20 protein-coding genes are annotated in these 22,337 nt (G+C 54.9%); 8 read left to right on the forward strand and 12 right to left on the reverse strand.

Features of this window, described 5'->3' with window-relative positions; genetic code table 11:
* The first annotated feature begins 6 nt into the window (after window positions 1-6).
* Together ACHHZ6_RS06830 and ACHHZ6_RS06835 are read left to right on the forward strand one after the other, a co-directional pair.
* On the forward strand, window positions 7-957 hold the full coding sequence (locus ACHHZ6_RS06830) for an iron-siderophore ABC transporter substrate-binding protein (protein ID WP_395122018.1): 951 nt from the start codon (window positions 7-9) through the stop codon (window positions 955-957).
* Window positions 954-1,841 carry a MurR/RpiR family transcriptional regulator gene (locus tag ACHHZ6_RS06835; protein WP_395121967.1) on the forward strand — a complete coding sequence of 296 codons (888 nt, stop codon included), beginning with the start codon at window positions 954-956 and terminating at the stop codon, window positions 1,839-1,841. Before ACHHZ6_RS06830 ends, ACHHZ6_RS06835 begins: the two co-directional genes overlap by 4 nt.
* A gap of 46 nt (window positions 1,842-1,887) precedes the next feature.
* Here ACHHZ6_RS06835 and ACHHZ6_RS06840 read toward each other — a convergent pair whose 3' ends face one another.
* From ACHHZ6_RS06840 to qseB, 4 genes are all read right to left on the reverse strand, one after another.
* On the reverse strand, window positions 1,888-2,202 hold the full coding sequence (locus tag ACHHZ6_RS06840) for a putative quinol monooxygenase (protein ID WP_182272647.1): 315 nt from the start codon (window positions 2,200-2,202) through the stop codon (window positions 1,888-1,890).
* 32 nt (window positions 2,203-2,234) lie between these two features.
* Entirely contained in the window at window positions 2,235-2,816 is a 582-nt protein-coding gene (locus ACHHZ6_RS06845) for an NAD(P)H-dependent oxidoreductase (protein ID WP_182272646.1), read from the reverse strand.
* Between the two features lie 105 nt (window positions 2,817-2,921).
* Window positions 2,922-4,271 carry a quorum sensing histidine kinase QseC gene (gene qseC / locus ACHHZ6_RS06850; RefSeq protein WP_196390498.1) on the reverse strand — a complete coding sequence of 450 codons (1,350 nt, stop codon included), beginning with the start codon at window positions 4,269-4,271 and terminating at the stop codon, window positions 2,922-2,924.
* The gene (gene qseB / locus ACHHZ6_RS06855) at window positions 4,268-4,927 is read right to left on the reverse strand and encodes a quorum sensing response regulator transcription factor QseB (protein ID WP_182272644.1); all 660 of its coding nucleotides are present in this window, start codon (window positions 4,925-4,927) and stop codon (window positions 4,268-4,270) included. Before qseB ends, qseC begins: the two co-directional genes overlap by 4 nt.
* Before the next feature lie 140 nt (window positions 4,928-5,067).
* Between qseB and ACHHZ6_RS06860 the strand changes: the two genes are divergently transcribed.
* Window positions 5,068-5,475, forward strand: coding sequence for a YgiW/YdeI family stress tolerance OB fold protein (locus ACHHZ6_RS06860; RefSeq protein WP_182272643.1), 408 nt, complete (start codon window positions 5,068-5,070; stop codon window positions 5,473-5,475).
* A gap of 56 nt (window positions 5,476-5,531) precedes the next feature.
* Here the strand turns inward: ACHHZ6_RS06860 and ACHHZ6_RS06865 are convergent, their stop codons facing one another.
* The 4 genes from ACHHZ6_RS06865 to tssD are packed head-to-tail and all read right to left on the reverse strand — an operon-like array spanning window position 5,532 to window position 9,576.
* Entirely contained in the window at window positions 5,532-6,209 is a 678-nt protein-coding gene (locus tag ACHHZ6_RS06865; protein WP_182918955.1) for a DUF2931 family protein, read from the reverse strand.
* A 13-nt stretch (window positions 6,210-6,222) separates the two neighbouring features.
* Window positions 6,223-6,903, reverse strand: coding sequence for a DUF2931 family protein (locus ACHHZ6_RS06870; protein ID WP_182918954.1), 681 nt, complete (start codon window positions 6,901-6,903; stop codon window positions 6,223-6,225).
* 13 nt (window positions 6,904-6,916) lie between these two features.
* On the reverse strand, window positions 6,917-7,594 hold the full coding sequence (locus ACHHZ6_RS06875) for a DUF2931 family protein (RefSeq protein WP_182918953.1): 678 nt from the start codon (window positions 7,592-7,594) through the stop codon (window positions 6,917-6,919).
* On the reverse strand, window positions 7,591-9,576 hold the full coding sequence (tssD, locus tag ACHHZ6_RS06880) for a type VI secretion system tube protein TssD (RefSeq protein ID WP_395121970.1): 1,986 nt from the start codon (window positions 9,574-9,576) through the stop codon (window positions 7,591-7,593). The genes ACHHZ6_RS06875 and tssD overlap by 4 nt, the downstream gene beginning before the upstream one ends.
* Before the next feature lie 278 nt (window positions 9,577-9,854).
* On the opposite strand from tssD, the gene parC reads away from it, so the two are divergent.
* The 3 genes from parC (at window position 9,855) to ftsP (ending at window position 14,487) form a co-directional block, all read left to right on the forward strand.
* Window positions 9,855-12,113, forward strand: coding sequence for a DNA topoisomerase IV subunit A (gene parC / locus ACHHZ6_RS06885; protein ID WP_395121972.1), 2,259 nt, complete (start codon window positions 9,855-9,857; stop codon window positions 12,111-12,113).
* Between the two features lie 164 nt (window positions 12,114-12,277).
* Window positions 12,278-13,015, forward strand: a complete 738-nt coding sequence (gene plsC, locus ACHHZ6_RS06890; protein ID WP_182272640.1) for a 1-acylglycerol-3-phosphate O-acyltransferase — start codon at window positions 12,278-12,280, stop codon at window positions 13,013-13,015.
* Window positions 13,016-13,074: 59 nt separating this feature from the next.
* On the forward strand, window positions 13,075-14,487 hold the full coding sequence (gene ftsP / locus ACHHZ6_RS06895) for a cell division protein FtsP (protein ID WP_182272639.1): 1,413 nt from the start codon (window positions 13,075-13,077) through the stop codon (window positions 14,485-14,487).
* A gap of 31 nt (window positions 14,488-14,518) precedes the next feature.
* Here ftsP and ACHHZ6_RS06900 read toward each other — a convergent pair whose 3' ends face one another.
* Window positions 14,519-15,994, reverse strand: a complete 1,476-nt coding sequence (locus tag ACHHZ6_RS06900; protein WP_182272638.1) for a TrkH family potassium uptake protein — start codon at window positions 15,992-15,994, stop codon at window positions 14,519-14,521.
* Window positions 15,995-16,105: 111 nt separating this feature from the next.
* Here ACHHZ6_RS06900 and ACHHZ6_RS06905 point away from each other — a divergent pair, with 111 nt between their 5' ends.
* Window positions 16,106-18,367, forward strand: a complete 2,262-nt coding sequence (locus ACHHZ6_RS06905) for a YgiQ family radical SAM protein (RefSeq protein ID WP_182272637.1) — start codon at window positions 16,106-16,108, stop codon at window positions 18,365-18,367.
* 31 nt (window positions 18,368-18,398) lie between these two features.
* On the opposite strand, the gene dkgA is transcribed toward ACHHZ6_RS06905, so the two are convergent.
* The gene (gene dkgA, locus ACHHZ6_RS06910; protein ID WP_182272636.1) at window positions 18,399-19,226 is read right to left on the reverse strand and encodes a 2,5-didehydrogluconate reductase DkgA; all 828 of its coding nucleotides are present in this window, start codon (window positions 19,224-19,226) and stop codon (window positions 18,399-18,401) included.
* Window positions 19,227-19,332: 106 nt separating this feature from the next.
* Window positions 19,333-20,496 (reverse strand): alcohol dehydrogenase, encoded by a 1,164-nt coding sequence (gene yqhD, locus ACHHZ6_RS06915; RefSeq protein ID WP_182272635.1) that lies wholly within the window; start codon window positions 20,494-20,496, stop codon window positions 19,333-19,335.
* A 194-nt stretch (window positions 20,497-20,690) separates the two neighbouring features.
* Here yqhD and ACHHZ6_RS06920 point away from each other — a divergent pair, with 194 nt between their 5' ends.
* Window positions 20,691-21,590 (forward strand): AraC family transcriptional regulator, encoded by a 900-nt coding sequence (locus ACHHZ6_RS06920; protein ID WP_182272634.1) that lies wholly within the window; start codon window positions 20,691-20,693, stop codon window positions 21,588-21,590.
* A 48-nt stretch (window positions 21,591-21,638) separates the two neighbouring features.
* On the opposite strand, the gene yghB is transcribed toward ACHHZ6_RS06920, so the two are convergent.
* Window positions 21,639-22,298, reverse strand: coding sequence for a DedA family general envelope maintenance protein YghB (yghB, locus tag ACHHZ6_RS06925; protein WP_182272633.1), 660 nt, complete (start codon window positions 22,296-22,298; stop codon window positions 21,639-21,641).
* Window positions 22,299-22,337 lie beyond the last annotated feature (39 nt).

Here is a 22,337-nt window from a genome sequence, read left to right on the forward strand (position 1 = left end):
AATATGATGCGTGTACTTTTTTCGATACTGTTGCTGGCGGGGTTTGCGGTAAATGCGGCGGAGCCGACGCAGACGTTTACCGACGATCTGGGGCGCAAGGTCGTTGTGCCGGTTCATCCGAAACGGATCGTCTCGCTACATGACCTGGATATCACCATTCCCCTGATTGAGCTTGGGGTACCCCCCGTCGCCAGCCACGGACGTACCCGACCGGACGGCAGCCATTTTCTGCGCTCCAGCGGAATGCTGACGGGCGTTGATTTCGATAATTCCGACATTAAATTTATTGGCACTGCGGATATCGATATTGAAGCCATTGCGGCCGCGAAGCCGGATCTGATCATTACCGAGCCGACCCGTAATACCCCCGTCGGACAACTGGAGAAAATCGCCCCGACGGTGAGTATTGATCACCTTGACGGCGGCGCGCCGGAGATCTACCGCAAGCTGGCACAGCTCACCGGTACACAGGCGCGGCTGGCGATCCTGGAGCGGCGCTATCAGGAACAAATCAAGGCGCTCAGGGCGACTATCGACACCCGAAAAATACCCGTGTCGGTGATTCAGGCGAATCAGGGCAAAATCACCGCCATGCACAGCTACCACTCGCTGGGACGCGTGCTGCGCGACGCGGGGTTCACCTTCCCACCGCTGATTGAAAACATCCCCGACGGCGGACGTATCGACGTCAGCGCCGAGCGTCTGCCGGAGCTGGATGCCGATGTTGTCTTTGCCACCTGGCGCGGGGATACCGGTGGCAAACCGCAGGACGAGCTGGCGGCGATGGATTCGGTGATGCCGGGCTGGTGTCAGTTCCTCAAAGCCTGCCGAACCGGGCATTACGTGCTGATCTCCCGTGAAGAGGCCATTTCGAACTCGTTCGCCTCCTTAGGACTGATGGCCGCGCAGGTGCAGTCGCACATTGCCGGGCGTCCGCTGCCGGAGGTGTCACAGTGATCCGTAAAGACAAAGCGCGGGTGGATGTCTACGGCGACCGCTTCCGCTCGCGAGGGCACCAGCTGACGCCGCGTCTGCTGCAGGTGGCGCGTTATATCAATGAGAACCGGGAAGCGGTGATGGAGCAGACGGCAATGGAGATTGCCGCCCTGCTGAAAACCTCCGATGCCACGGTTGTGCGCGCGATTCAGGCGCTGGGCTTTGCCGGGCTACGCGATCTGAAACAGACGCTGGAGCAGTGGTTCGGCCCGGTCGTTACCTCCAGCGAAAAGATGTCCACCACGGTGAATACGCTCGCCAGCGACGTCAATGCGAGCATTGATTTCGTGCTGGAGGGGCATCAGCACACCTGCGAGGTGTTGTCCGAACCGCACAACCGCTATGCGATGGCCCAGGCGGTGTCGCTGCTGGCACAGGCGAAGCAGGTCGCCATTTTTGGTATTGGCGCATCCGGTATTCTGGCCGAGTATACTGCCCGGCTGTTCAGCCGCATTGGTTTGCCCGCGACGCCGCTCAACCGCACCGGGATTGGTCTTGCCGAACAGCTGATTGCCCTCCAGCGTGGTGATGTGCTGGTAATGATGGCGCAAAAATCTGCCCATCGGGAAGGGCAGACGACCCTGCGCGAAGCAAAGCGGCTGGGCATTCCCGCCATTTTACTGACCAACGCTCTCGATTCTCGTTTCAGCAAAGAGGCCAGCGTGGTGATCCACGTCCCGCGAGGGGGGGAGAAGGGTAAGATCCCGTTACACGGCACGGTGTTGCTGTGTCTGGAGATGATGATTTTGTCCGTCGCCTCTACGGAGCCGCAGCGCACCATTAAGTCGATGAAGCGTATCAACGAATTTCATCGTGGGTTAAATCCGGGGAAAAAGCGCGCTTGATGAGATGCCGGGCGGTGCTGGCGCTTACCCGGCAGTGACCACAAAACTAAACCCCTTGCTCCAGGATGCGGATATGGGTGTCCAGCACGTCACCTTTCACTGCTTCGCTCCACGCTTTCATGTGCGCGGTCTGCAGATGCGCCTCAAGATGCGCCACGGTTTCCCAGTGTTCAATCATCATGATCGAGTCCGGCGCGGTGGCCTGGAAGCTTGCATTGGTGGTGGCGTCGACCATCGGCGCATAGCCGTGGCAGCCTTCTTCTTTCAGTACGGTCGGGATGATCTTCACGAACTGATCCAGCACCGCCTGGCGGTGATGTTGACCTGGACGAGTACGAATTTCTGCGATAACAGTAAGCATGGTTAACTACTCCTTTAATTCCAGGCTACCAGTTAAGCAAAAATTTCCGCAAGATGCTTGCGATATTCTGCTATATAGCGCGGGACATCCGGCATTTTAATTACGTCGTTGACGATAAAGGTTGGCAGCGAGTCCATCCCCAGGAACTGGTTGGCCTTGTGGAATGGCAGATACGCGCCGTCTACGCCCACGCCTTCAAAGAACTGCTCTTTCTCCGTGAACGCTTCCATTGGGGCATTCCAGGTCAGAGACAGCATGTATTTTTTGCCCTGGATCAGGCCACCAGAACCGTATTTTTTGGTGACGTCAGATCGTGTGCGGCCGTCGCTGGCATACAGCGAGCCGTGGCCCTCGGTGAACACATCGTCCATGTATTTTTTCACCGTCCACGGTGCACCCATCCACCAGCCTGGCATCTGCCAGATAACCACGTCAGCCCACAGGAAGTTCTGCACTTCCGCGTTAATGTCGTAATCGCTGTCGGCGCGCACAACCTTAACATCATGCCCGGCGTCGCGCAGGAAGCCGTCCGCGACCTCGGTCAGGGTGTCATTCAGTTGGCCTTTCGAGTGCGCGAATTCTTTCGCGCCATTGATAATCAGAATGTTGCTCATTTTTCGTCCTCAGTGTACAGCGTTTGACGATAAGTCTACGCGCGATGGTAACGTGGTAGAATGAGCAAAATGTGTAAAGTCTTTTGCTTTAAACGCAATAATGGATTACCAGCTAATTTTCACGTTGAATCCACCGCCATCGGCATTTTCCAGCGATACGCGCATACCGTGCAGGGCAGCAATACGCCTGACAATAGAGAGCCCCAGCCCGCTTCCGGTCGCCTCCTGTCCTGGCGGGCGATAAAAGCGCTCGCCGAGACGTGCCAGTACCGTGGGAGAAATCCCCGGGCCGTTGTCACACACGGTAAAGCTGTGGGTGTCCAGCGTCACATTGACCACGCTACCGCGCGGGCTGTAACGCACGGCGTTATCCAGCAGGTTACGGACCAGCAGGCTCAATAGCAGCTGTTGACCCGTATGTTTAACCTGCGGGGCGTTGATATTCAGGCGGATATCAATGCCTGCCTGCTGCGCCGGGTACCAGATATCCATCACCGCCGACTGCAGTAAATCGGCCATCACAATCGGTTCGACGTCGTCCAGATTATCCAGCGAGTCCAGGCGTGAGAGCGTCAGGAGCTGATCCACCAGCCGGGATGCCCGGTCGATACCGGCGTGCAGTTGGGTCAGCGCTTTTTCCTGCGCCTGCGGATCATCCCGCGACAGTTGCGCCACGTCGGTTTGCACCTTCAACGCAGCCAGCGGGCTGCGCAGTTCGTGGGCGGCATCCGAAGTGAATTGCCGTTCACGGGTCATCATCTCCTGGGTGCGCGTAAACAGATGGTTCAGCGAGTCAAGCAGGGGGTGTACTTCTGCGGGAACACCTTGCGTTGAGAGCGTGTCGGTGGCATCCGGTGAGCGCGAGCGCAGGGTCTTCGCCAGCTTTTTCAGCGGCTGCAGCTCCCGGTTGAGCAGGACGATAAGCAACAGCAACATCACGGGCAGTGCCACCAGCCACGGCGTGAGCTGTGAGCTGACGATATCCAGCGCCATCTCCTGGCGGTATTCCCACTCCTGGCCGACCACCACGCGATATTTCCCGTCAGGTGAGGTAAGCCATAAAAAACGCCATTCATCCTTGTCGTCTTTAAGCTGCCCGTTGTCAAAACCGTCACGGCGATAGTGATACAGAATGTCGCGCCCGTTTTCACCGTCGTTTAACACCATTTTTCCGTCGGGGGTGTAGATGGCGAAGGCCAGCGCGTCATCGTCCAGACGACCATGTTTCACTTTTTTGGGGATGTCGGACATCCGTTTGGGAGCCTGGATCTCGTTCAGATCCATCGCCAGCAGCCGTTTGGCAAACAACATCTGCTGGGTATCAAACAGCTTATCGAGCTTGCGGGTGGTCTGGTGCCAGGCAACGATGCTTGCGGCGAACCACGCGGCCAGGGACAACACCAAAAAAAGCAGCGTCAGGCGCAGCTTCAGGCTCAGGCGTTGGGTCAGTTTCATGCGTCACCCAGGGTATAACCGATGCCGTGAACGGTGCGGATAAATTCACTGCCAAGCTTACGGCGCAGATGATGCACATGGACTTCCACGGTATTACTGGAGACGTCATCATCCCAGGTGTAGAGTTTTTCCTCGATCAGCTTGCGCGGCAGCACGCGGCCTGCATTGCGCATCAGCAACTCCAGCAGGGCAAACTCTTTGGGTTTGAGAGCCAGCGTTTCACCTTCAAGTTTCGCAACGAGGCTTGCCGGATCGAGCGTCACCTTGCCGTGACGAAGTTCATTGCGCGTCTGGCCGTGGCTACGGCGCACCAGTGCTTCAAGGCGAGCCGCCACTTCAATCAGGGCGAATGGCTTACACAGGTAATCATCCGCCCCCAGACGCAAACCTTCGACGCGCTGGTTAAGTGCATCCCGCGCGGTCAGCACCAGTATTGGCTCACTGCGTCCGCTTTCGCGCCAGGCGCGCAGGATCTCCAGACCGTCAATTTCCGGTAGCGTCAGGTCAAGCACCACGGCATCATAGGGGGCGGTATACAGCGCGGTTTGCCCGGTTTTCCCGTCGGTAAACCAGTCCACGCTAAACCCCATTTTGCTTAGGCCCGCTTTGATGCCATCGCCAATTAACTTGTCGTCTTCTACCAGTAAAATGCGCATAACGCCCTCCTTGATAACGTCAGTAAACCCTCTGCAGTAGCTTGCTGTACAGCAATAATAAATAAATTTTTCCCTTAAGAAGTTGTTAAGTATTACCCGGTTTAATGCACTGCGAAACGATATTAAAGGGAGAGATTAAGATGAAAAAATTCGCTGCGATTACCGCCATCATGATGATGACCACAGCCCCCGTTTTTGCTGCTCAGGGTGGATTTAACGGCCCCTCAGCCACACCTGCCCAGACGCAAACCCAAACCCAACAGGGCGGGTTTGTCGATAATAACGCCAATCTCACTACAGCCGTAAAAGTGAAAGAGATGCAGGACGACAGCTGGGTGAAACTGCGCGGGAACATCACCGAGCGCCTGTCCGATGACCGCTATATGTTCCGCGATGAGACCGGTACGGTAAATGTGGAGATTGACCACAAGCGCTGGAACGGCGTGACCGTTACCCCGCAGGATAAAGTTGAAATCCAGGGTAAGGTTGATAAAGGGTGGAACGAGTTTGAAATCGACGTGAAGCAGGTTATCAGGCTTAACCAGTAACGCCTGACTGACTTGAAATAATGCCGCCCGGTCAACGTGCGGCATTTTTTTGTCTGTTAATCCCAGTTCCCGTAGGGGTAGGTTCTGCCTTTGCTGATCTCTTCAATGGACTGAATGTAATCTTCGACAGGGGTATTGAAGGCTTTGCAGAGGGTGAGATCTTTGCCGGATCGGGTAACCAGTTTTCTGGGTTTAATCGGAATACTGGGGCGTCCGGCAACATCTGAAAACCAGATTTTGACTTTGCCACCGGGGGACAGGCCAAAGACCATTCTGTTGTACCAGACAGGAGCACCGGAGGGACGAGTATGGTCGGCAGGCGTTTTCATTCTTTGCCAGGTTTCCGGCCCGAATATGGCACTGGTTTCATAGGTTTTTTGATCGGCATAGGAATCCCAGCAGAAGACGATGTACTGCGGCGGTTTTTTGACTTTGTTGAAATGGGCTCTGCCGCCAAAGGTAACATCTGTCCATTTATCAACGGAACCAGGATCGGGAGACGTCTGATCAAGCGTGTTAAAAGTATAGAGATAGCCATCCGTATCGATGACCCGCGCGTGATTGACATCAGCCAGCAAATCCTTGGGGGTGATAAAGGAAAAATCCCATTCCCCATAGGGAAGCGTCCAGTCGCCGCTGGCGGCCTGCTTTGACTGCAAAGGGTATGATTTTTGCGTCGTGCAGCCGGTGATGGCGAACATCACTGCGAGAATAACGTGTTTATTTATCTTCATTATTTCATCCCTGTTAATCCCAGTTCCCGTAGGGGTAGGTTCTGCCTTTGCTGATCTCTTCAATGGACTGAATGTAATCTTCGACAGGGGTATTGAAGGCTTTGCAGAGATCCAGATCGTTGCCGGATAGGGTGATCAGGCTTCTGGGTTTAACCGGGAGGCTGGGGCGTCCGGCGACGTCTGAAAACCAGACTTTGACTTTGCCACCGGGGGACAGGCCAAACACCATTCTGCTGTACCAGACAGGGGCACCGGAGGGACGAGTATGGTCGGCAGGCGTTTTCATTCTTTGCCAGGTTTCCGGCCCGAATACGGCGCGGGTTTCATAGGTTTTTTGATCGGCATAGGAATCCCAGCAGAAGACGATGTACTGCGGCGGTTTTTTGACTTTGTTGAATACATAGGTGCCGGGACCATGCACGGCCGAAGCCCATTTATCGATCGATTCATGGCTCTGGGACGTTGGATCAAGCGTGTTAAAGGTATAGAGATAACCGTCCGTATCGATTACCCGCGCGTGATTGATATCAGCCAGCAAATCCCTGGGGGTAACAAAGGTAAAGCTCCATTCCCCATAGGGAAGCGTCCAGTCGCCGCTGGCGGCCTGCTTTGACTGCAAAGGGTATGATTTTTGCGTCGTGCAGCCGGTGATGGCGAACATCACTGCGAGAATAACGTGTTTATTTATCTTCATTATTTCATCCCTGTTAATCCCAGTTCCCGTAGGGGTAGGTTCTGCCTTTGCTGATCTCTTCAATAGACTGTACATAGTTTTCGACAGGGGTATTGAAGGCTTTGCAGAGGGTGAGATCGTTGCCGGATAGGGTGATCAGGCTTCTGGGTTTAACCGGGAGGCTGGGGCGTCCGGCGACGTCTGAAAACCAGACTTTGACTTTGCCACCGGGGGACAGGCCAAACACCATTCTGCTGTACCAGACAGGGGCACCGGAGGGACGAGTATGGTCGGCAGGCGTTTTCATTCTTTGCCAGGTTTCCGGCCCGAATACGGCGCGGGTTTCATAGGTTTTTTGATCGGCATAAGAATCCCAGCAGAAGACGATGTATTGCGGCGGTTTTTTGACTTTGTTGAAATTGACGCTGGGGCCACGAATGTCTGAAGCCCAATTGTTGATGGAATCCGGGCTCTGGAACGTTGGATCAAGCATGTAGAAGGTATAAAGATAACCATCCGTATCGATTATCCGCACATGACTGGTATCAGCCATCAAATCTCTGGGGGTGACAAAGGTAAAGCTCCATTCCCCATAGGGAAGCGTCCAGTCGCCGCTGGCGGCCTGCTTTGACTGCAAAGGGTATTTTTTTTGTGGGCTGCAAGCAGCCGTCGTCAGGAGTAGGGCAAGTGCAACTATGTTGTGTATTTTCATCGTTTTTTTCCATCCATATTGTAAATCGTTCTCTTCCAGTTTGTGTCTGGCCTGTTCACAAAGCCGACCGTTTCGGAGGCCGATACGCCACCCTGTAATTCCCCGGTCTGCTTAAGTTCCACTGCGTTCCAGTGTGCAGAGCAGTGGATATAGTTTCTCGCTATTATGTCCACCTCTTCAGGTGTAAAACCGGATGCCGTTGCATGCCGACGAACCGCTTTCCCCATCTCCCGGGCATGTACACAAAACGGTTTTAATTCATCAGGGATGCGATGTTTACTCATCGTCTCTACATCCTTAAACGCTGCACCCGCTTCTGTCGCCGCATCGACCATGACCCGCAAGACCACCTTCGACCAGTCATATCTCACAATGCGATGGCGTAGCGTCAGGGCTGCATAAGTGCGCTTTTGCGGCTGGCTGTAGCGGTCGGCAGGGGCAAAATCGTCTTCCCAGACTTCGGGCGTGATGGTATGAGAATGTGCTATGGGCATGATGGCCGGTGAGTGCTCCAGCCTCTCTAGCTGCGCTATGGCTTGATGGTAGACGCGGGACTGTGCCCTGGGGTGATTGTATGGCAGCGTTTCAACCTGCGGGCGGGTCAGAAAGAGATCCTCGCGAAGCTGCGGCAGATAGCCACCGCCGATATCAGAATGCGCGCCGGGAAGTTCCAGCTCCGGCCAGGCGGGAACGACGCTGTTGAGGGCGAAGTTATAGCGGCATTCATGTCCGGCGGTGATGTGAAACACCTTCTGCGCCACGCCGGGACGCAGAGCGATATTGACGCTGCCTGTATCGGCGCTGTGTGGATCCAGACCGTTCGCTACCGTGCCGACTGCGGCCACGGTGTCCATAATGCCGAGAAAACGGGTATGACCTGCAGGTTTTCCACGATAGCTGTACTCGGCCATTCCTTTCAATATGGCCTTAGTAATTGCCATGTCTTCAGTCTGTACACGATTAGCAAAGTGACGGGCTGCGGCTGCGCCCCGGCTGAAGCCAAAGATATCAAACAGCAGATTCTCGACGACAAACTTCCCTTTCAGCAACGTTAAGGTGGCATCTATCACTTTAGCCAGTTGCTTAACCGCGTCGTCGGTTTTAGCAATAATCCCCGTCTCTGCGGTTCCCAGCCCCAGTCCTATCGGGTCATCGGGTTCACCTGCCCGAGTGCCTATTCCTTCAACATAGACAAAACCCTGAATGTAGCAGCCTTCTGGTGGAAATTTTTGCTCATACAACTCATTCAGCCAGTAGATATTCGTGTAGTACCCCAGATAGCTGCCTGCCCCAATGCCGTTAACCCCCATCTTCTCTGACGCATTTCTGGCAAGAATGCTTTCCGCGTCCAGGTTATCGATATCATAGTGCTGCGCCTGAAGCGTCTCGAGCATGCTTTGCGTGTTTACCGCGTTATTGCCCGTGCCGTCGAAGAACACGCCCAGCACCAGCGTCACCTTACGCTCCGGTGGCTCTGGCGGAAGCCGCATTTTCTGCACTACCGGAAAAAGACGGCCGTAATTTTCCGGCGTCAGCAGGTAGTCAAACTCGGTACCGGCTATCAGATGGCGACACAGGATATAATCGTAATTCACCGAAATATATTCGTAATGTAAATTATCTCCCCTGTATTGCTGATGAATGGACTGCATCGTCGCGCCACGAAGTTCGATAAGATAATATTTCTCCAGTCGCCCATATCTATTTGTTCGGTAAATATCAAACGTCATCTTCAGGCGTTCATTATTATTAATGGCATTGCAAAGTAACGGAGAGCTTTTATCCAGGAGTTTGCAAAAATTCAGCCCATGGTGGTGAATGCCACCCGGCGAGCCGCTTTCCACCTGCGTCAGGCTGAAGACCTGAATTTCGTCTTCACGCCCCAGTTGATAGCGGTTGCCGATGGAGGCTTGCGAACCACAGCCAGCAGAAATTTTTCCCTGAATCTCACCCTCAAGCGTTAAATAAATAAGATGGCTCATCTATTTTCCCTGAATGAGGTTTTTCATCATGGAAAAGCGTAACGATAAGGCCAAATAATTAACCTGCTATTTATCACATTAAGCAGTAAACGCTGCTGATTATTTAAACGTAAAAAGAAACGCTAATAAATTAAATATCGGTAATGCGTATCTGCTATGCACCAGAAAGGGCCGCTTAAGCGGCCCTTTTTCTTTGTGACTCAACACGGCAGATAGGGTAGTATCTGCGGCAATATTGCCTGAAACCCATCGGTTTCTGAGTTGAGGAATCACACGTAATGAGCGATATGGCAGAGCGCCTCGCGCTACATGAATTCACGGAAAACGCCTACCTGAACTACTCCATGTACGTCATCATGGACAGGGCGTTGCCGTTTATCGGTGATGGCCTGAAGCCCGTCCAGCGTCGCATCGTCTATGCGATGTCTGAGCTGGGGCTGAGCGCCAGCGCCAAGTTCAAGAAATCCGCCCGTACCGTCGGTGACGTGCTGGGTAAATACCATCCGCACGGTGATAGCGCTTGCTACGAAGCGATGGTACTGATGGCTCAGCCGTTCTCTTACCGTTACCCGCTGGTCGACGGGCAGGGGAACTGGGGTGCGCCGGATGATCCGAAATCCTTCGCGGCGATGCGTTATACCGAATCCCGTCTGTCTAAATATGCTGAAGTGCTGCTGGGTGAGCTGGGTCAGGGAACCGTCGACTGGGTGCCAAACTTCGACGGTACGATGCAGGAGCCGAAAATGCTGCCTGCGCGTCTGCCGAACATCCTGCTGAACGGGACCACCGGTATTGCGGTTGGTATGGCGACGGACATCCCGCCGCACAACCTGCGTGAAGTGGCGAAAGCCGCCATCACCCTGATTGAACAGCCGAAAACCTCGCTGGATGAGCTGCTGGATATCGTTCAGGGGCCGGACTACCCAACCGAAGCCGAAATCATCACTTCGCGCGCGGAAATCCGCAAAATCTACCAGAACGGTCGTGGCTCCGTGCGTATGCGCGCGGTGTGGACCAAAGAGGACGGTGCGGTGGTGATCACCGCGCTGCCGCATCAGGTTTCCGGTGCGAAAGTGCTGGAGCAAATCGCGGCTCAGATGCGCAATAAAAAGCTGCCGATGGTGGACGACCTGCGCGATGAATCTGACCACGAGAACCCGACCCGTCTGGTGATCGTGCCGCGCTCCAACCGCGTCGACATGGAGCAGGTGATGAACCACCTGTTCGCGACGACCGATCTGGAAAAAAGCTACCGCATCAACCTGAACATGATTGGTCTGGACGGTCGCCCGGCGGTGAAAAACTTGCTGGAGATCCTCTCCGAGTGGCTGACCTTCCGCCGCGATACGGTGCGCCGTCGTCTGAACCATCGTCTGGAAAAAGTGCTTAAGCGCCTGCATATCCTTGAAGGTTTGCTGGTGGCGTTCCTCAATATTGATGAAGTGATCGAGATCATCCGTACCGAGGACGAACCGAAACCCGCGCTGATGTCGCGTTTTGGCATTAGTGAAACCCAGGCCGAAGCGATCCTCGAGCTGAAACTGCGCCATCTCGCCAAACTGGAAGAGATGAAGATCCGCGGTGAGCAGAACGACCTGGAAAAAGAGCGCGATCAGTTGCAGGCGATCCTGGCGTCCGAACGCAAGATGAACAACCTGCTGAAGAAAGAGCTGCAGGCCGATGCCGATGCCTTTGGCGATGACCGTCGTTCTCCGCTGCACGAGCGCGAAGAAGCGAAGGCGATGAACGAGCACGACATGCAGCCGTCAGAGCCGGTGACGATTGTGCTGTCCCAGAGCGGCTGGGTGCGCAGTGCCAAAGGGCATGATATCGACGCGCCTGGGCTGAGCTACAAAGCGGGCGACAGCTTCAAAGCGGCAGTGAAAGGGAAAAGCAACCAGCCGGTGGCATTTATCGATTCCACGGGCCGCAGCTACGCCATTGACCCCATCACGCTGCCTTCCGCGCGTGGACAGGGTGAACCGCTGACCGGCAAGCTGACGCTGCCGCCGGGGGCGACGGTTGACCATATGCTGATGGAAGCCGATGAGCAGAAACTGCTGCTGGCCTCCGACGCGGGTTATGGCTTTATCTGTACCTTTAACGATCTCGTGTCGCGCAACCGTGCCGGTAAGGCGCTGATTAGCCTGCCGGATAACGCGCACGTCATGACGCCGCTGGTGATTGAGAACGAGAGCGACATGCTGCTGGCGATCACCACCGCCGGGCGAATGCTGATGTTCCCGGTCAGCGACCTGCCAGAACTGTCGAAAGGGAAGGGCAACAAGATCATCAATATCCCGTCGGCGGAAGCGGCAAAAGGCGAAGATGGCCTGGCGCACCTCTTTATTCTGCCGCCGCAGAGTACGCTGACCATCCACGTGGGCAAGCGTAAAATCAAACTTCGTCCGGAAGAGTTGCAGAAAGTGGTGGGTGAGCGCGGTCGCCGTGGCTCACTGATGCGCGGCCTGCAGCGCATCGACCGCGTGGAGATTGACTCTCCTGCGCGAAGCTACGCGGGCGACAGCGAAGAGTAATCTGGCTCTGACCCCCTCTTTCCCGGAGGGGGTATTTCAGTAAAATTTCCCGCAAAAACGTTGTTAATTCATGCGTTGCGATTAACAATACGCGCTCGTAATAAAGTCCTTACCTGGCCACAGGTGAAGTATAATTGTCAGCTGTTGGGGCTTCAGAGGTCGCTATGCTATACATTGTTCGTCTTATTCTTACCGTTATCTATTGCATTCTGGTCTGTGTTTTCGGCTGCATTTATTGCCTGTTCAGCCCGCGTAATCCGAAGCATGTCGCCACTTTTGGCCACATGTTTGGCCGTCTTGCACCGTTATTTGGCCTGAAGGTTGAAAAACGTATTCCTGAAGGCGCAGAGCAGTTTGGTAACGCCATCTATATCGCTAACCATCAGAACAACTACGATATGGTGACAGCCGCAAACATCGTTCTGCCACCGACGGTGACCGTGGGGAAAAAGAGCCTGCTGTGGATCCCGTTTTTTGGCCAGCTGTACTGGCTTACCGGTAACCTGCTTATCGACCGCAACAACCGTGCAAAAGCACACAGCACCATTGCGGAAGTGGTGAATCACTTTAAAAAGCGCAAAATCTCTATCTGGATGTTCCCGGAAGGGACGCGTAGCCGTGGCCGTGGCTTGCTGCCATTCAAAACGGGTGCGTTTCATGCAGCAATTGCGGCAGGCGTTCCAATTATTCCAGTGTGTGTTTCTAATACTTCTAATAAGATTAATCTTAACCGCCTGAATAACGGGCTGGTGATTGTCGAAATGCTGCCGCCGGTGGATACCAGTAAATACGGTAAAGATCAGGTACGCGAGCTGGCAGCACACTGCCGTGAACTGATGGCTCAACATATTGCATTGCTCGACAAAGAAGTCGCAGAGAGAGAAGCCGCCGGTAAGGTATAAACCGGCGTTAAAAGGGAAAACGAATTCCCGCGTTGTTAGTCGTTTCAGATGGAGCTTATATGTCACTCAGTCGGCGTCAGTTTATTCAGGCTTCGGGGATCGCCCTTTGTGCAGGCGCAATACCGCTGACAGCCAACGCCGCCGGGCAGCAACAGCCGCTGCCCATTCCGCCGTTAATTGAATCCCGTCGCGGGCAGCCGCTTTTCCTGACGCTACAGCGCGGCCACTGGTCGTTTACTCAGGGAACGCGAGCGTCTGTCTGGGGGATTAACGGGCGCTATCTTGGGCCAACCATTCGCGTGTGGAATGGCGATGACGTTAAGCTGATCTACAGTAACCGTACGTCCGAAAATGTCGCCATGACCATCAGCGGGTTGCAGGTACCAGGGCCGTTGATTGGTGGTGCTGCTCGCATGATGTCGCCAAACGCCGACTGGGCCCCCGTGCTGCCTATTCGTCAGGGCGCGTCCACCCTGTGGTACCACGCCAACACGCCTAACCGCACCGCTCAGCAGGTTTACAACGGCCTGGCCGGGATGTGGCTGGTGGAAGACGACGTCAGCAAATCCCTGCCGCTCCCGAACCACTATGGTGTGGATGACTTCCCGGTCATTATCCAGGACAAACGTCTGGATAACTTCGGTACGCCGGAATACAGTGAGCCGGGCAGCGGTGGCTTTGTCGGCGACACGCTGCTGGTTAACGGCGCGCAAAGCCCGTATGTCGACGTCTCGCGCGGCTGGGTGCGCCTGCGTCTGCTTAACGCCTCTAACTCGCGTCGCTATCAGCTGCAGATGAGCGATGGCCGGGCACTGCACGTGGTTGCAGGTGATCAGGGCTTTTTACCTGCGCCGGTTTCCGTCAAACAGCTTGCGCTCGCGCCAGGTGAACGCCGTGAAATTCTCATTGATATGACCAACGGGGATGAAGTGTCGATCACCTGCGGTGAAGCGGCGAGCATCGTTGACCGTATTCGTGGTTTCTTTGAGCCGTCGAGCATTCTGGTCTCCACGCTGGTGCTGACCCTGCGACCAACGGGCCTGTTGCCACTGGTGACCGATAGCCTGCCAATGCGCTTGCTGCCGCAGGAGATCATGAGCGGTTCGCCGGTACGTAGCCGTGAGATCCACCTGGGTGATGATCCGGGCATTAACGGTGCGTTGTGGGACGTCAAGCGCATTGATATCACCGCACAGCAGGGAACCTGGGAGCGCTGGACGGTACGCTCGGACATGCCGCAGTCGTTCCACATTGAAGGGGTAAGCTTCCTTATTCGCAACGTTAACGGTGCGATGCCCTTCCCGGAAGACCGTGGCTGGAAAGATACCGTCTGGGTGGATGGACAGGTCGAGCTGCTCGTCTACTATGGCCAGCCTTCGTGGCCGCACTTCCCGTTCCTGTTCCACAGCCAGACGCTGGAGATGATGGACAGGGGGTCCGTAGGACAAATGCTGGTGAACCCCGCGCCGTAACCTGTGACATTCCCGGCTTGCCGGGAATGGCTTATGCCCGCCAGAAGAAACGTGAGCAAAGGATCAGTACCGGGTAAATTTCCAGTCGACCCAGAATCATTGCCGCGCACATCAGCAACTTGGCCTCTTCTTTTAGCGTGCCGAACGTCGATGCCGTTTCCCCGAATCCCAGCCCCATATTGTTGATGCAGGCCGCCACGGTTGCAAATGAGGTAAACAGATCGTACCCCATCAGGTTCAGCATCCAGACGAAAAGACCCGTGATCATCACGTAGAGAAAGAAGAAGCTCCACACCGAGCGCAGAACGCGTTCATTCACCACGCTTTTGCCCACTTTGATGCTCAACAATGCTCTGGGATGTGCCAGCTGGTTCAGCTCCTGAACACTCTGTTTGAACATGATGAGGAAGCGCAGGGCTTTGATCCCGCCGCAGGTTGAACCAACGCAGCCGCCAAAAAAGCTGGCACTCAACAACAGGAAGATGGTGTGAGCGGGCCATTTTGCATAATCGGCCGTGGACAGGCCGTTATCCGTCATCATTGAGCTGGCCAGAAAGAAGGCGTGAACCAGGCTATCGGTGGCGTTGTACATCCCCGCATGCCAGACCTGCCAGGCCGTGATCGCGATGATAACCGTAGCGGCAGCCAGAAAGAATTTAACCTCAGGGCTGCGGCGAATCGGTTTGAATGTGCGCCTGGTAATCACGACATACCACAGGGTAAAGTTGAATGCGGAGAGCAGTGAAAACAGGCCAGCGACAACTTCAATCGCATTGCTGTCATAAAAACCGATGCTCTCGCTGCGGGTCGAAAAACCGCCCAGAGAGACGGTTGAAAGCCCGTGACAGAGCGCATCGAAGAAGGGCATGCCTGCCAGCCAGTAGGCCAGCGTACAGGCAATGCCAAGAATGAGATAGGTGACCCACAGCGTACGGGCGGTATCGGCAAGCCTCGGTGTGAGTCGCTCCTCTTTAAACGGGCCTGGCATTTCTGACTGATACAGTTTCATGCCACCGATCCCCAGTAAGGGCAGTACCGCCACGGCCAGAACGATAACCCCTAAGCCACCAATAAAATTAAGCTGCGCGCGGTAGTAAAGATACGATTTCGGCAGGGCACTGACGTCACCAATCACCGTTGCGCCCGTGGTGGTGATACCTGAAACCCCTTCAAAAAGAGCGTCGGCAAACGAGAGATGCAGCCCATCATCCAGCCACATTGGCATGGCGCTGATAAATGAAAACAGGAGCCAGAACAGAACAATAATCACAAAGCCATCGCGGGTGCGCAGCTGTATTCCGGCGTGTCGTGTGGCCCGCCATGCGATGCCGCCGAGAGTGAAGAACGTTAAAAAGGTGCTTAAAAACGTGAAAAAGTTACGCTCTTTGTTTATCAGGGCGATAACCATTGGAGGCAGCATGGAAAGGCTGTAGAGAAGCACCAAAAAACCGCAAAGATGGAGCACCACCCGCAGTTGGGAAACATTTAACGAGTCATTGAACTTCACAAATAAACTCCGTGCCAGAACACATTCCGGTGGCTGGTTACCGGAAGAATATAGTGGATATTATGATCCAAAATTGCCAATGCGCGGTATTTTAACAACTTCCATGATTTTATGTTTTATGTGTGCATCCTTTTCTTCATTTATGGCGGAGTAACAGCGTATAATCCCGCTCCTTTTGTTTATTTTTTCTTCGGAAGCATTATGAGCGCAATTTCCCTGATCCAGCCGGATCGTGACCTCTTCTCCTGGCCCCAGTACTGGGCTGCTTGTTTTGGGCCGGCTCCGTTCCTGCCGATGTCCCGTGAAGAGATGGACCTACTGGGCTGGGATAGCTGCGATATCATTCTGGTCACGGGCGATGCCTACGTTGACCACCCAAGCTTTGGCATGGCGATTTGTGGCCGTATGCTCGAAGCACAGGGCTTCCGTGTCGGGATCATTTCTCAGCCTGACTGGAACAGCAAAGACGACTTTATGCGTCTGGGTAAGCCAAACCTGTTCTTCGGTGTCACCGCTGGCAACATGGACTCGATGATCAACCGTTACACCGCTGACCGTAAGCTGCGCCATGACGACGCCTACACCGCCGATAACGTGGCGGGTAAACGTCCTGACCGTGCCACGCTGGTCTACACTCAGCGCTGTAAAGAAGCCTGGAAAGATGTGCCCGTCATTCTCGGGGGCATTGAGGCGAGCCTGCGCCGTACCGCACACTATGATTACTGGTCTGACACCGTGCGCCGTTCGGTGCTGGTAGATTCCAAAGCCGACATGCTGATCTTTGGCAACGGCGAACGTCCGCTGGTGGAAGTTGCGCACCGTCTGGCGCAGGGTGAGCCTGTAGGCAACATCCGCGACGTGCGTAACACCGCGATTATGGTCAAAGAGGCACTGCCGGGCTGGAGCGGGGTGGATTCCCGCATCATTGATATGCCGGGCAAAATTGACCCGATCCCGCATCCATACGGCGAAGATCTGCCGTGTGCAGATAACAAACCGGTTGAGCCGAAGAAAACCGAAGCGAAAACTATTGTCGTTCAGCCTCCGCGTCCTAAACCGTGGGAAAAAACCTATGTGCTGCTGCCGTCCTTCGAGAAGGTCAAAAGCGACAAGGTACTTTACGCTCATGCCTCCCGTATTCTGCATCACGAAACCAACCCGGGATGCGCACGCGCGCTGATGCAAAAACACGGTGAACGTTATATCTGGGTTAACCCGCCGGCGATCCCACTCTCAACCGAAGAGATGGACAGCGTCTTTGCGCTGCCGTATAAGCGTGTACCCCATCCGGCATACGGTAAAAGCCGTATTCCGGCCTATGAGATGATCCGCTTCTCTATCAATATTATGCGCGGCTGCTTCGGCGGTTGCTCGTTCTGCTCTATTACCGAGCACGAAGGCCGTATTATTCAGAGCCGCTCTGAAGATTCTATCGTCAACGAGATCGAAGCGATTCGCGACACGGTCCCTGGCTTTACCGGCGTGATCTCCGATCTTGGCGGTCCAACCGCCAACATGTACATGCTGCGCTGTAAGTCGCCGCGTGCGGAGCAAACCTGTCGTCGTCTCTCCTGTGTCTATCCGAGCATTTGTGAGCATATGGACACCAACCACGAGCCAACGATCAACCTCTATCGCCGCGCACGTGACCTGAAGGGCATCAAGAAGATCCTGATTGCCTCTGGCGTGCGTTACGATATTGCCGTGGAAGATCCGCGCTACATCAAAGAGCTGGCAACGCACCACGTCGGTGGTTATCTGAAGATTGCCCCGGAGCACACCGAGGAAGGCCCACTGTCCAAAATGATGAAGCCGGGCATGGGGAGTTACGATCGCTTTAAAGAGCTGTTCGATACCTACTCGAAGCAGGCGGGTAAAGAGCAGTATCTGATCCCGTACTTCATCTCTGCGCACCCGGGTACGCGTGATGAAGATATGGTGAACCTGGCGCTGTGGCTGAAACAGCGTCGCTTCCGTCTGGATCAGGTGCAGAACTTCTATCCGTCACCGCTGGCAAACTCGACGACCATGTATTACACCGGCAAGAACCCGCTGAGTAAGATTGGTTACAAGAGTGAAGACGTGGTGGTGCCGAAAGGGGATAAGCAGCGTCGTCTGCATAAAGCGCTGCTGCGTTACCACGATCCGGCTAACTGGCCGATGATCCGCCAGGCACTGGAAGAGATGGGTAAAAAACACCTGATTGGTTCGCGTCGCGACTGTCTGGTGCCAGCTCCGACGCTGGACGAAATGCGCGAAGCGCGCCGTCAGAACCGCAATACGCGTCCGGCGCTGACCAAGCACACGCCGATTGTGCATCAGCGTTCGAACGGCAATTCCAGTGCGAAGAAGCCAGTGAAGCGTAAAGCGTAATAGAAAACCCCGGCAAGCCGGGGTTTTCTATTTACCCACCAAACTGATCCGGATCGGGTCCTAGCCGCTTACCCTGATCCAGCTTCGCAATTTCGCCCAGCTCGTCTTTGTCCAGGCGGAAATCCCAGACGTCGAAGTTCTCGGCGATGCGCGCGGGCGTGACCGATTTCGGGATCACCACCAGGCCGTTGTCCAGATGCCAGCGAATGACAATCTGCGCCGGACTTTTGCCGTACTTATCCGCCAGCTCGCGAATAATTTTCTGATCGAAAACGCCTTCGCCACCCTGTGCAAGAGGACTCCAGGATTCGGTCTGGATCTTGTGGGTCGCATTCCAGGCATGCAACTGACGCTGCTGCATCAGCGGGTGTAGCTCTATCTGGTTGATAACCGGCGCAACACCTGTTTCGTCAATCAGACGTTGCAGGTGGTGGATCTGGAAATTGCAGACGCCGATGCTTTTCACCAGCCCAAGCCGCTGTAGCTCAATCATCCCTTCCCAGGCTTCCACATAATGATCGATGGCCGGAACCGGCCAATGTATGAGGTAGAGATCGATGAAATCGAGCTGAAGCTTATCCAGGCTCTCCTGCAAGGCTTCGCGGGGGCGTTTCTGATCGTCATTCCACAGTTTGGTGGTAATGAAAAGGTCATCGCGGGGCATGCCAGCACTGGCCAGTGCTTTACCCACGCCGTCCTCATTTTTGTACGCGGCGGCGGTATCAATTGACCGATAGCCGACTTCCAGTGCTTTATGAATGGCGGAGACGACCTCGTCGTTACCGGCTTTCCATACGCCGAGCCCCAGTTGGGGCATTACGTTGCCATCCTGAAGCCTGATTACGGTTTGGTTTGCCATTATTCCTCCTTCATTTGCCATCCATCGGGGGGCGAACCCCCGATGGTGTATGTGCATTAAGTCTGGACGAAATGTCAAAAAACGAAAGGCGGGATGACAAAAACGCTTAGCGTGCCGCTTCGTAGATGCGACGGCTCACGTCCAGTGTAATGTCGCCGTGCTCGCCCAGATGAGTCATGCCGTGTTCTTCGAGTTTTGCCAGCAGAGCAGGGATGGAACTGCCATCCAGGCCATAACCGGAGAGGCGCGTTGGGACGCCCAGCGCTTCAAAGAAGTTACGGGTTGCTTCGATAGCAGCATCAATGCGCGCATCGTCAGAACCTTCGGTGATATTCCACACACGCTCAGCGTACTGCAGCAGTTTGGCGCGTTTGGTGTCACGTTTTTCATTCCACAATGCAGGCAGAACCACCGCCAGCGTCTGGGCGTGATCCAGACCGTGCATGGCCGTCAGTTCATGGCCCAGCATATGGGTTGCCCAGTCCTGTGGCACACCTGAACCGATCAGGCCGTTAAGGGCCTGAGTTGCCGCCCACATTACGTTGGCACGCACGTCATAGTTTTCTGGCTCTTTCAGCGCTTTCGGGCCTTCTTCGACCAGCGTCAGCAGAATACCTTCTGCGAAACGATCCTGAATTTTGGCATTTACCGGCCAGGTCACGTACTGCTCAACGGTGTGAACAAAGGCGTCGACCACACCGTTAGCCACCTGGCGTGCAGGCAGGGTATAGGTGTAAACCGGATCCAGAATAGCGAACACTGGCTGAACGTGTTCGTTCATGAAGGCCTGTTTGTCACCCGTGGTTTTACGGGAGATAACCGCACCTTTGTTGGATTCTGAGCCAGTGGCTGGCAGGGTCAGAACAGAGCCCATCGGGATTGCGCTTTTGATGTCGCTGCCGCGGGTTTCGAGGATATGCCACGGGTCGATACCGTCGGCATAATGTGCCGCAGCGGCGATGAATTTCGTCCCGTCCAGAACAGAACCGCCACCAACTGCCAGCAGGAAGGTGATTTTCTCTTCGCGGGCGATTTTTACTGCGTTCATCAGCGTTTCATAAGACGGGTTCGGCTCAATACCACCGAACTCACGGACGTCCAGACCTTGCAGGGCGCTGTACACCTGATCCAGCACACCGGTTTTTTTCACGCTGCCGCCACCGTAGGTGATCAGCACGCGGGCGTCAGCCGGGATCTGCGCACGCAGGTCGGCGATAGCGCCTTTACCAAACAGGATGCGGGTTGGGGTGTGGAGAATAAAGTTGTTCATTGTTCGTTCCCTATAGTGGGTGAAAAACCGTGGTGGCGAGATGGCTACCTGATGCTGCACATTGTGGCTGGCCGGGGCTATCCTCTCAATGCACATTCCTGCCGATGTCTTGCCCATTTCTACAGAGCACTGGAGAAAATGGGGAAAACTGCGCACACTGTCAGGGTCGGAAACCGTACCCGGAGTAACTCAACATGAACCGTGAAGCGATCTGTCTTCAGCTAACTTCTCAGATTAAGAGGCTGATAGATAAAGAAAAGATGCCAGATAATCTGCTGCCAGATATTCGCCTGCTCTACGGGACGAAGCCCGGGACACGCACGCCGGTGATGTACCAGCCGGGCATCGTTTTTCTCTTTTCGGGCCATAAAATTGGCTATATCAATGAGCGTGTATTCCGTTATGACACCAACGAATACCTGCTGCTGACAGTACCTTTACCCTTTGAATGTGAAACTTTCGCGACAGAGGCGGTTCCACTGGCGGGTATTCGCGTTAATGTTGATATTCTCCAGCTGCAGGAACTGCTGATGGAGATTGGCGAAGATGAGCTTTTCCAGCCATCGATGGCGGCGAGCGGGATTAACTCGGCAACGTTATCGGAAGAGATCCTCTGCGCCATTGAGCGTCTGCTGGACGTGATGGACAGGCCGCTGGATGCCCGCATTCTTGGCAAGCAGATCGTTCGCGAAATTCTCTACCATGTACTGCTGGGGCCGGGGGGCGGTGCGTTACTGGCGCTGGTGAGCCGCCAGACGCATTTCAGCCTGATCAGCCGCGTCCTCAAGCGCATTGAAAGCCAGTACACGGAAAACCTGAGCGTTGACCAGCTGGCGGCAGAGGCCAACATGAGCGTTTCGGCGTTTCACCATAATTTTAAATCAGTGACCAGCACCTCGCCGCTGCAATATCTCAAAACCTACCGGCTGCATAAGGCACGCATGCTGATGATCCACGATGGCATGAAGGCCAGTGCCGCGGCAATGCGGGTGGGCTATGAAAGTGCGTCGCAGTTTAGTCGGGAGTTTAAGCGCTACTTCGGCGTTACGCCGGGGGAAGATGCCACGCGCATCAGAACCATACAGGGGGCTTAAGGGGAGAGTGTAGGCCGGGTAAGTGCAGCACCCCCCGGCTTTTTTACATCAGGCGCTGCAGTATTTCTTCTTAATCACCACAATCAGCGTTCCGACCAGCCCTGCAACCAGCAGGAACATCGGCAGAATCATCAGGAAGGTCATGACCTGGTCTTCATGATGTTTCACAAACGGGATCATATTCAGCGCGAAGCCGAGTGAGGTCACGACGCCAACCCACAGCAGGGCGCTCAGCCAGTTGAAGAACTGGAAGCGGCGATTAGACAGGCCGGAGATGCCCGCCATTGTTGGCAGCAGGGTGCGAACAAATGCCAGAAAACGCCCGACCAGCAGTGCCAGCAGGCCATGCCGGTCAAACATGCAGGTCGCACGTTGATGATATTTATGCGGCAACTGCGCCAGCCAGCTTTTCACGACGCGCGTGTTTCCGAGCCAGCGGCCCTGCAAATAGCTCAGCCAGCAGCCCAGACTGGCTGCAGAGGTAAGGATCACCATCGTCGACGTGAAGTCCATGACACCTTTGCCGATTAACGCTCCGGCGAGCAAAAGCAGGCTATCGCCGGGTAAAAACGAGGCTGGCAGCAATCCATTTTCCAGGAACAGGGTCGCAAACATCACGAAATAGACGATACCTATGACGTGAGGGTCTGCCAGCGCGGCAAAATCGTGTTGCCAGAGCGCTGCGATAATATCTTGAATAACAGCCATGGACTTTCCTGTGGGACAGCAGATATGACGTGATTGTAC

This window comes from Enterobacter cloacae complex sp. 2024EL-00214 (assembly GCF_043945575.1).
GTDB lineage: Bacteria > Pseudomonadota > Gammaproteobacteria > Enterobacterales > Enterobacteriaceae > Enterobacter > Enterobacter cloacae_P.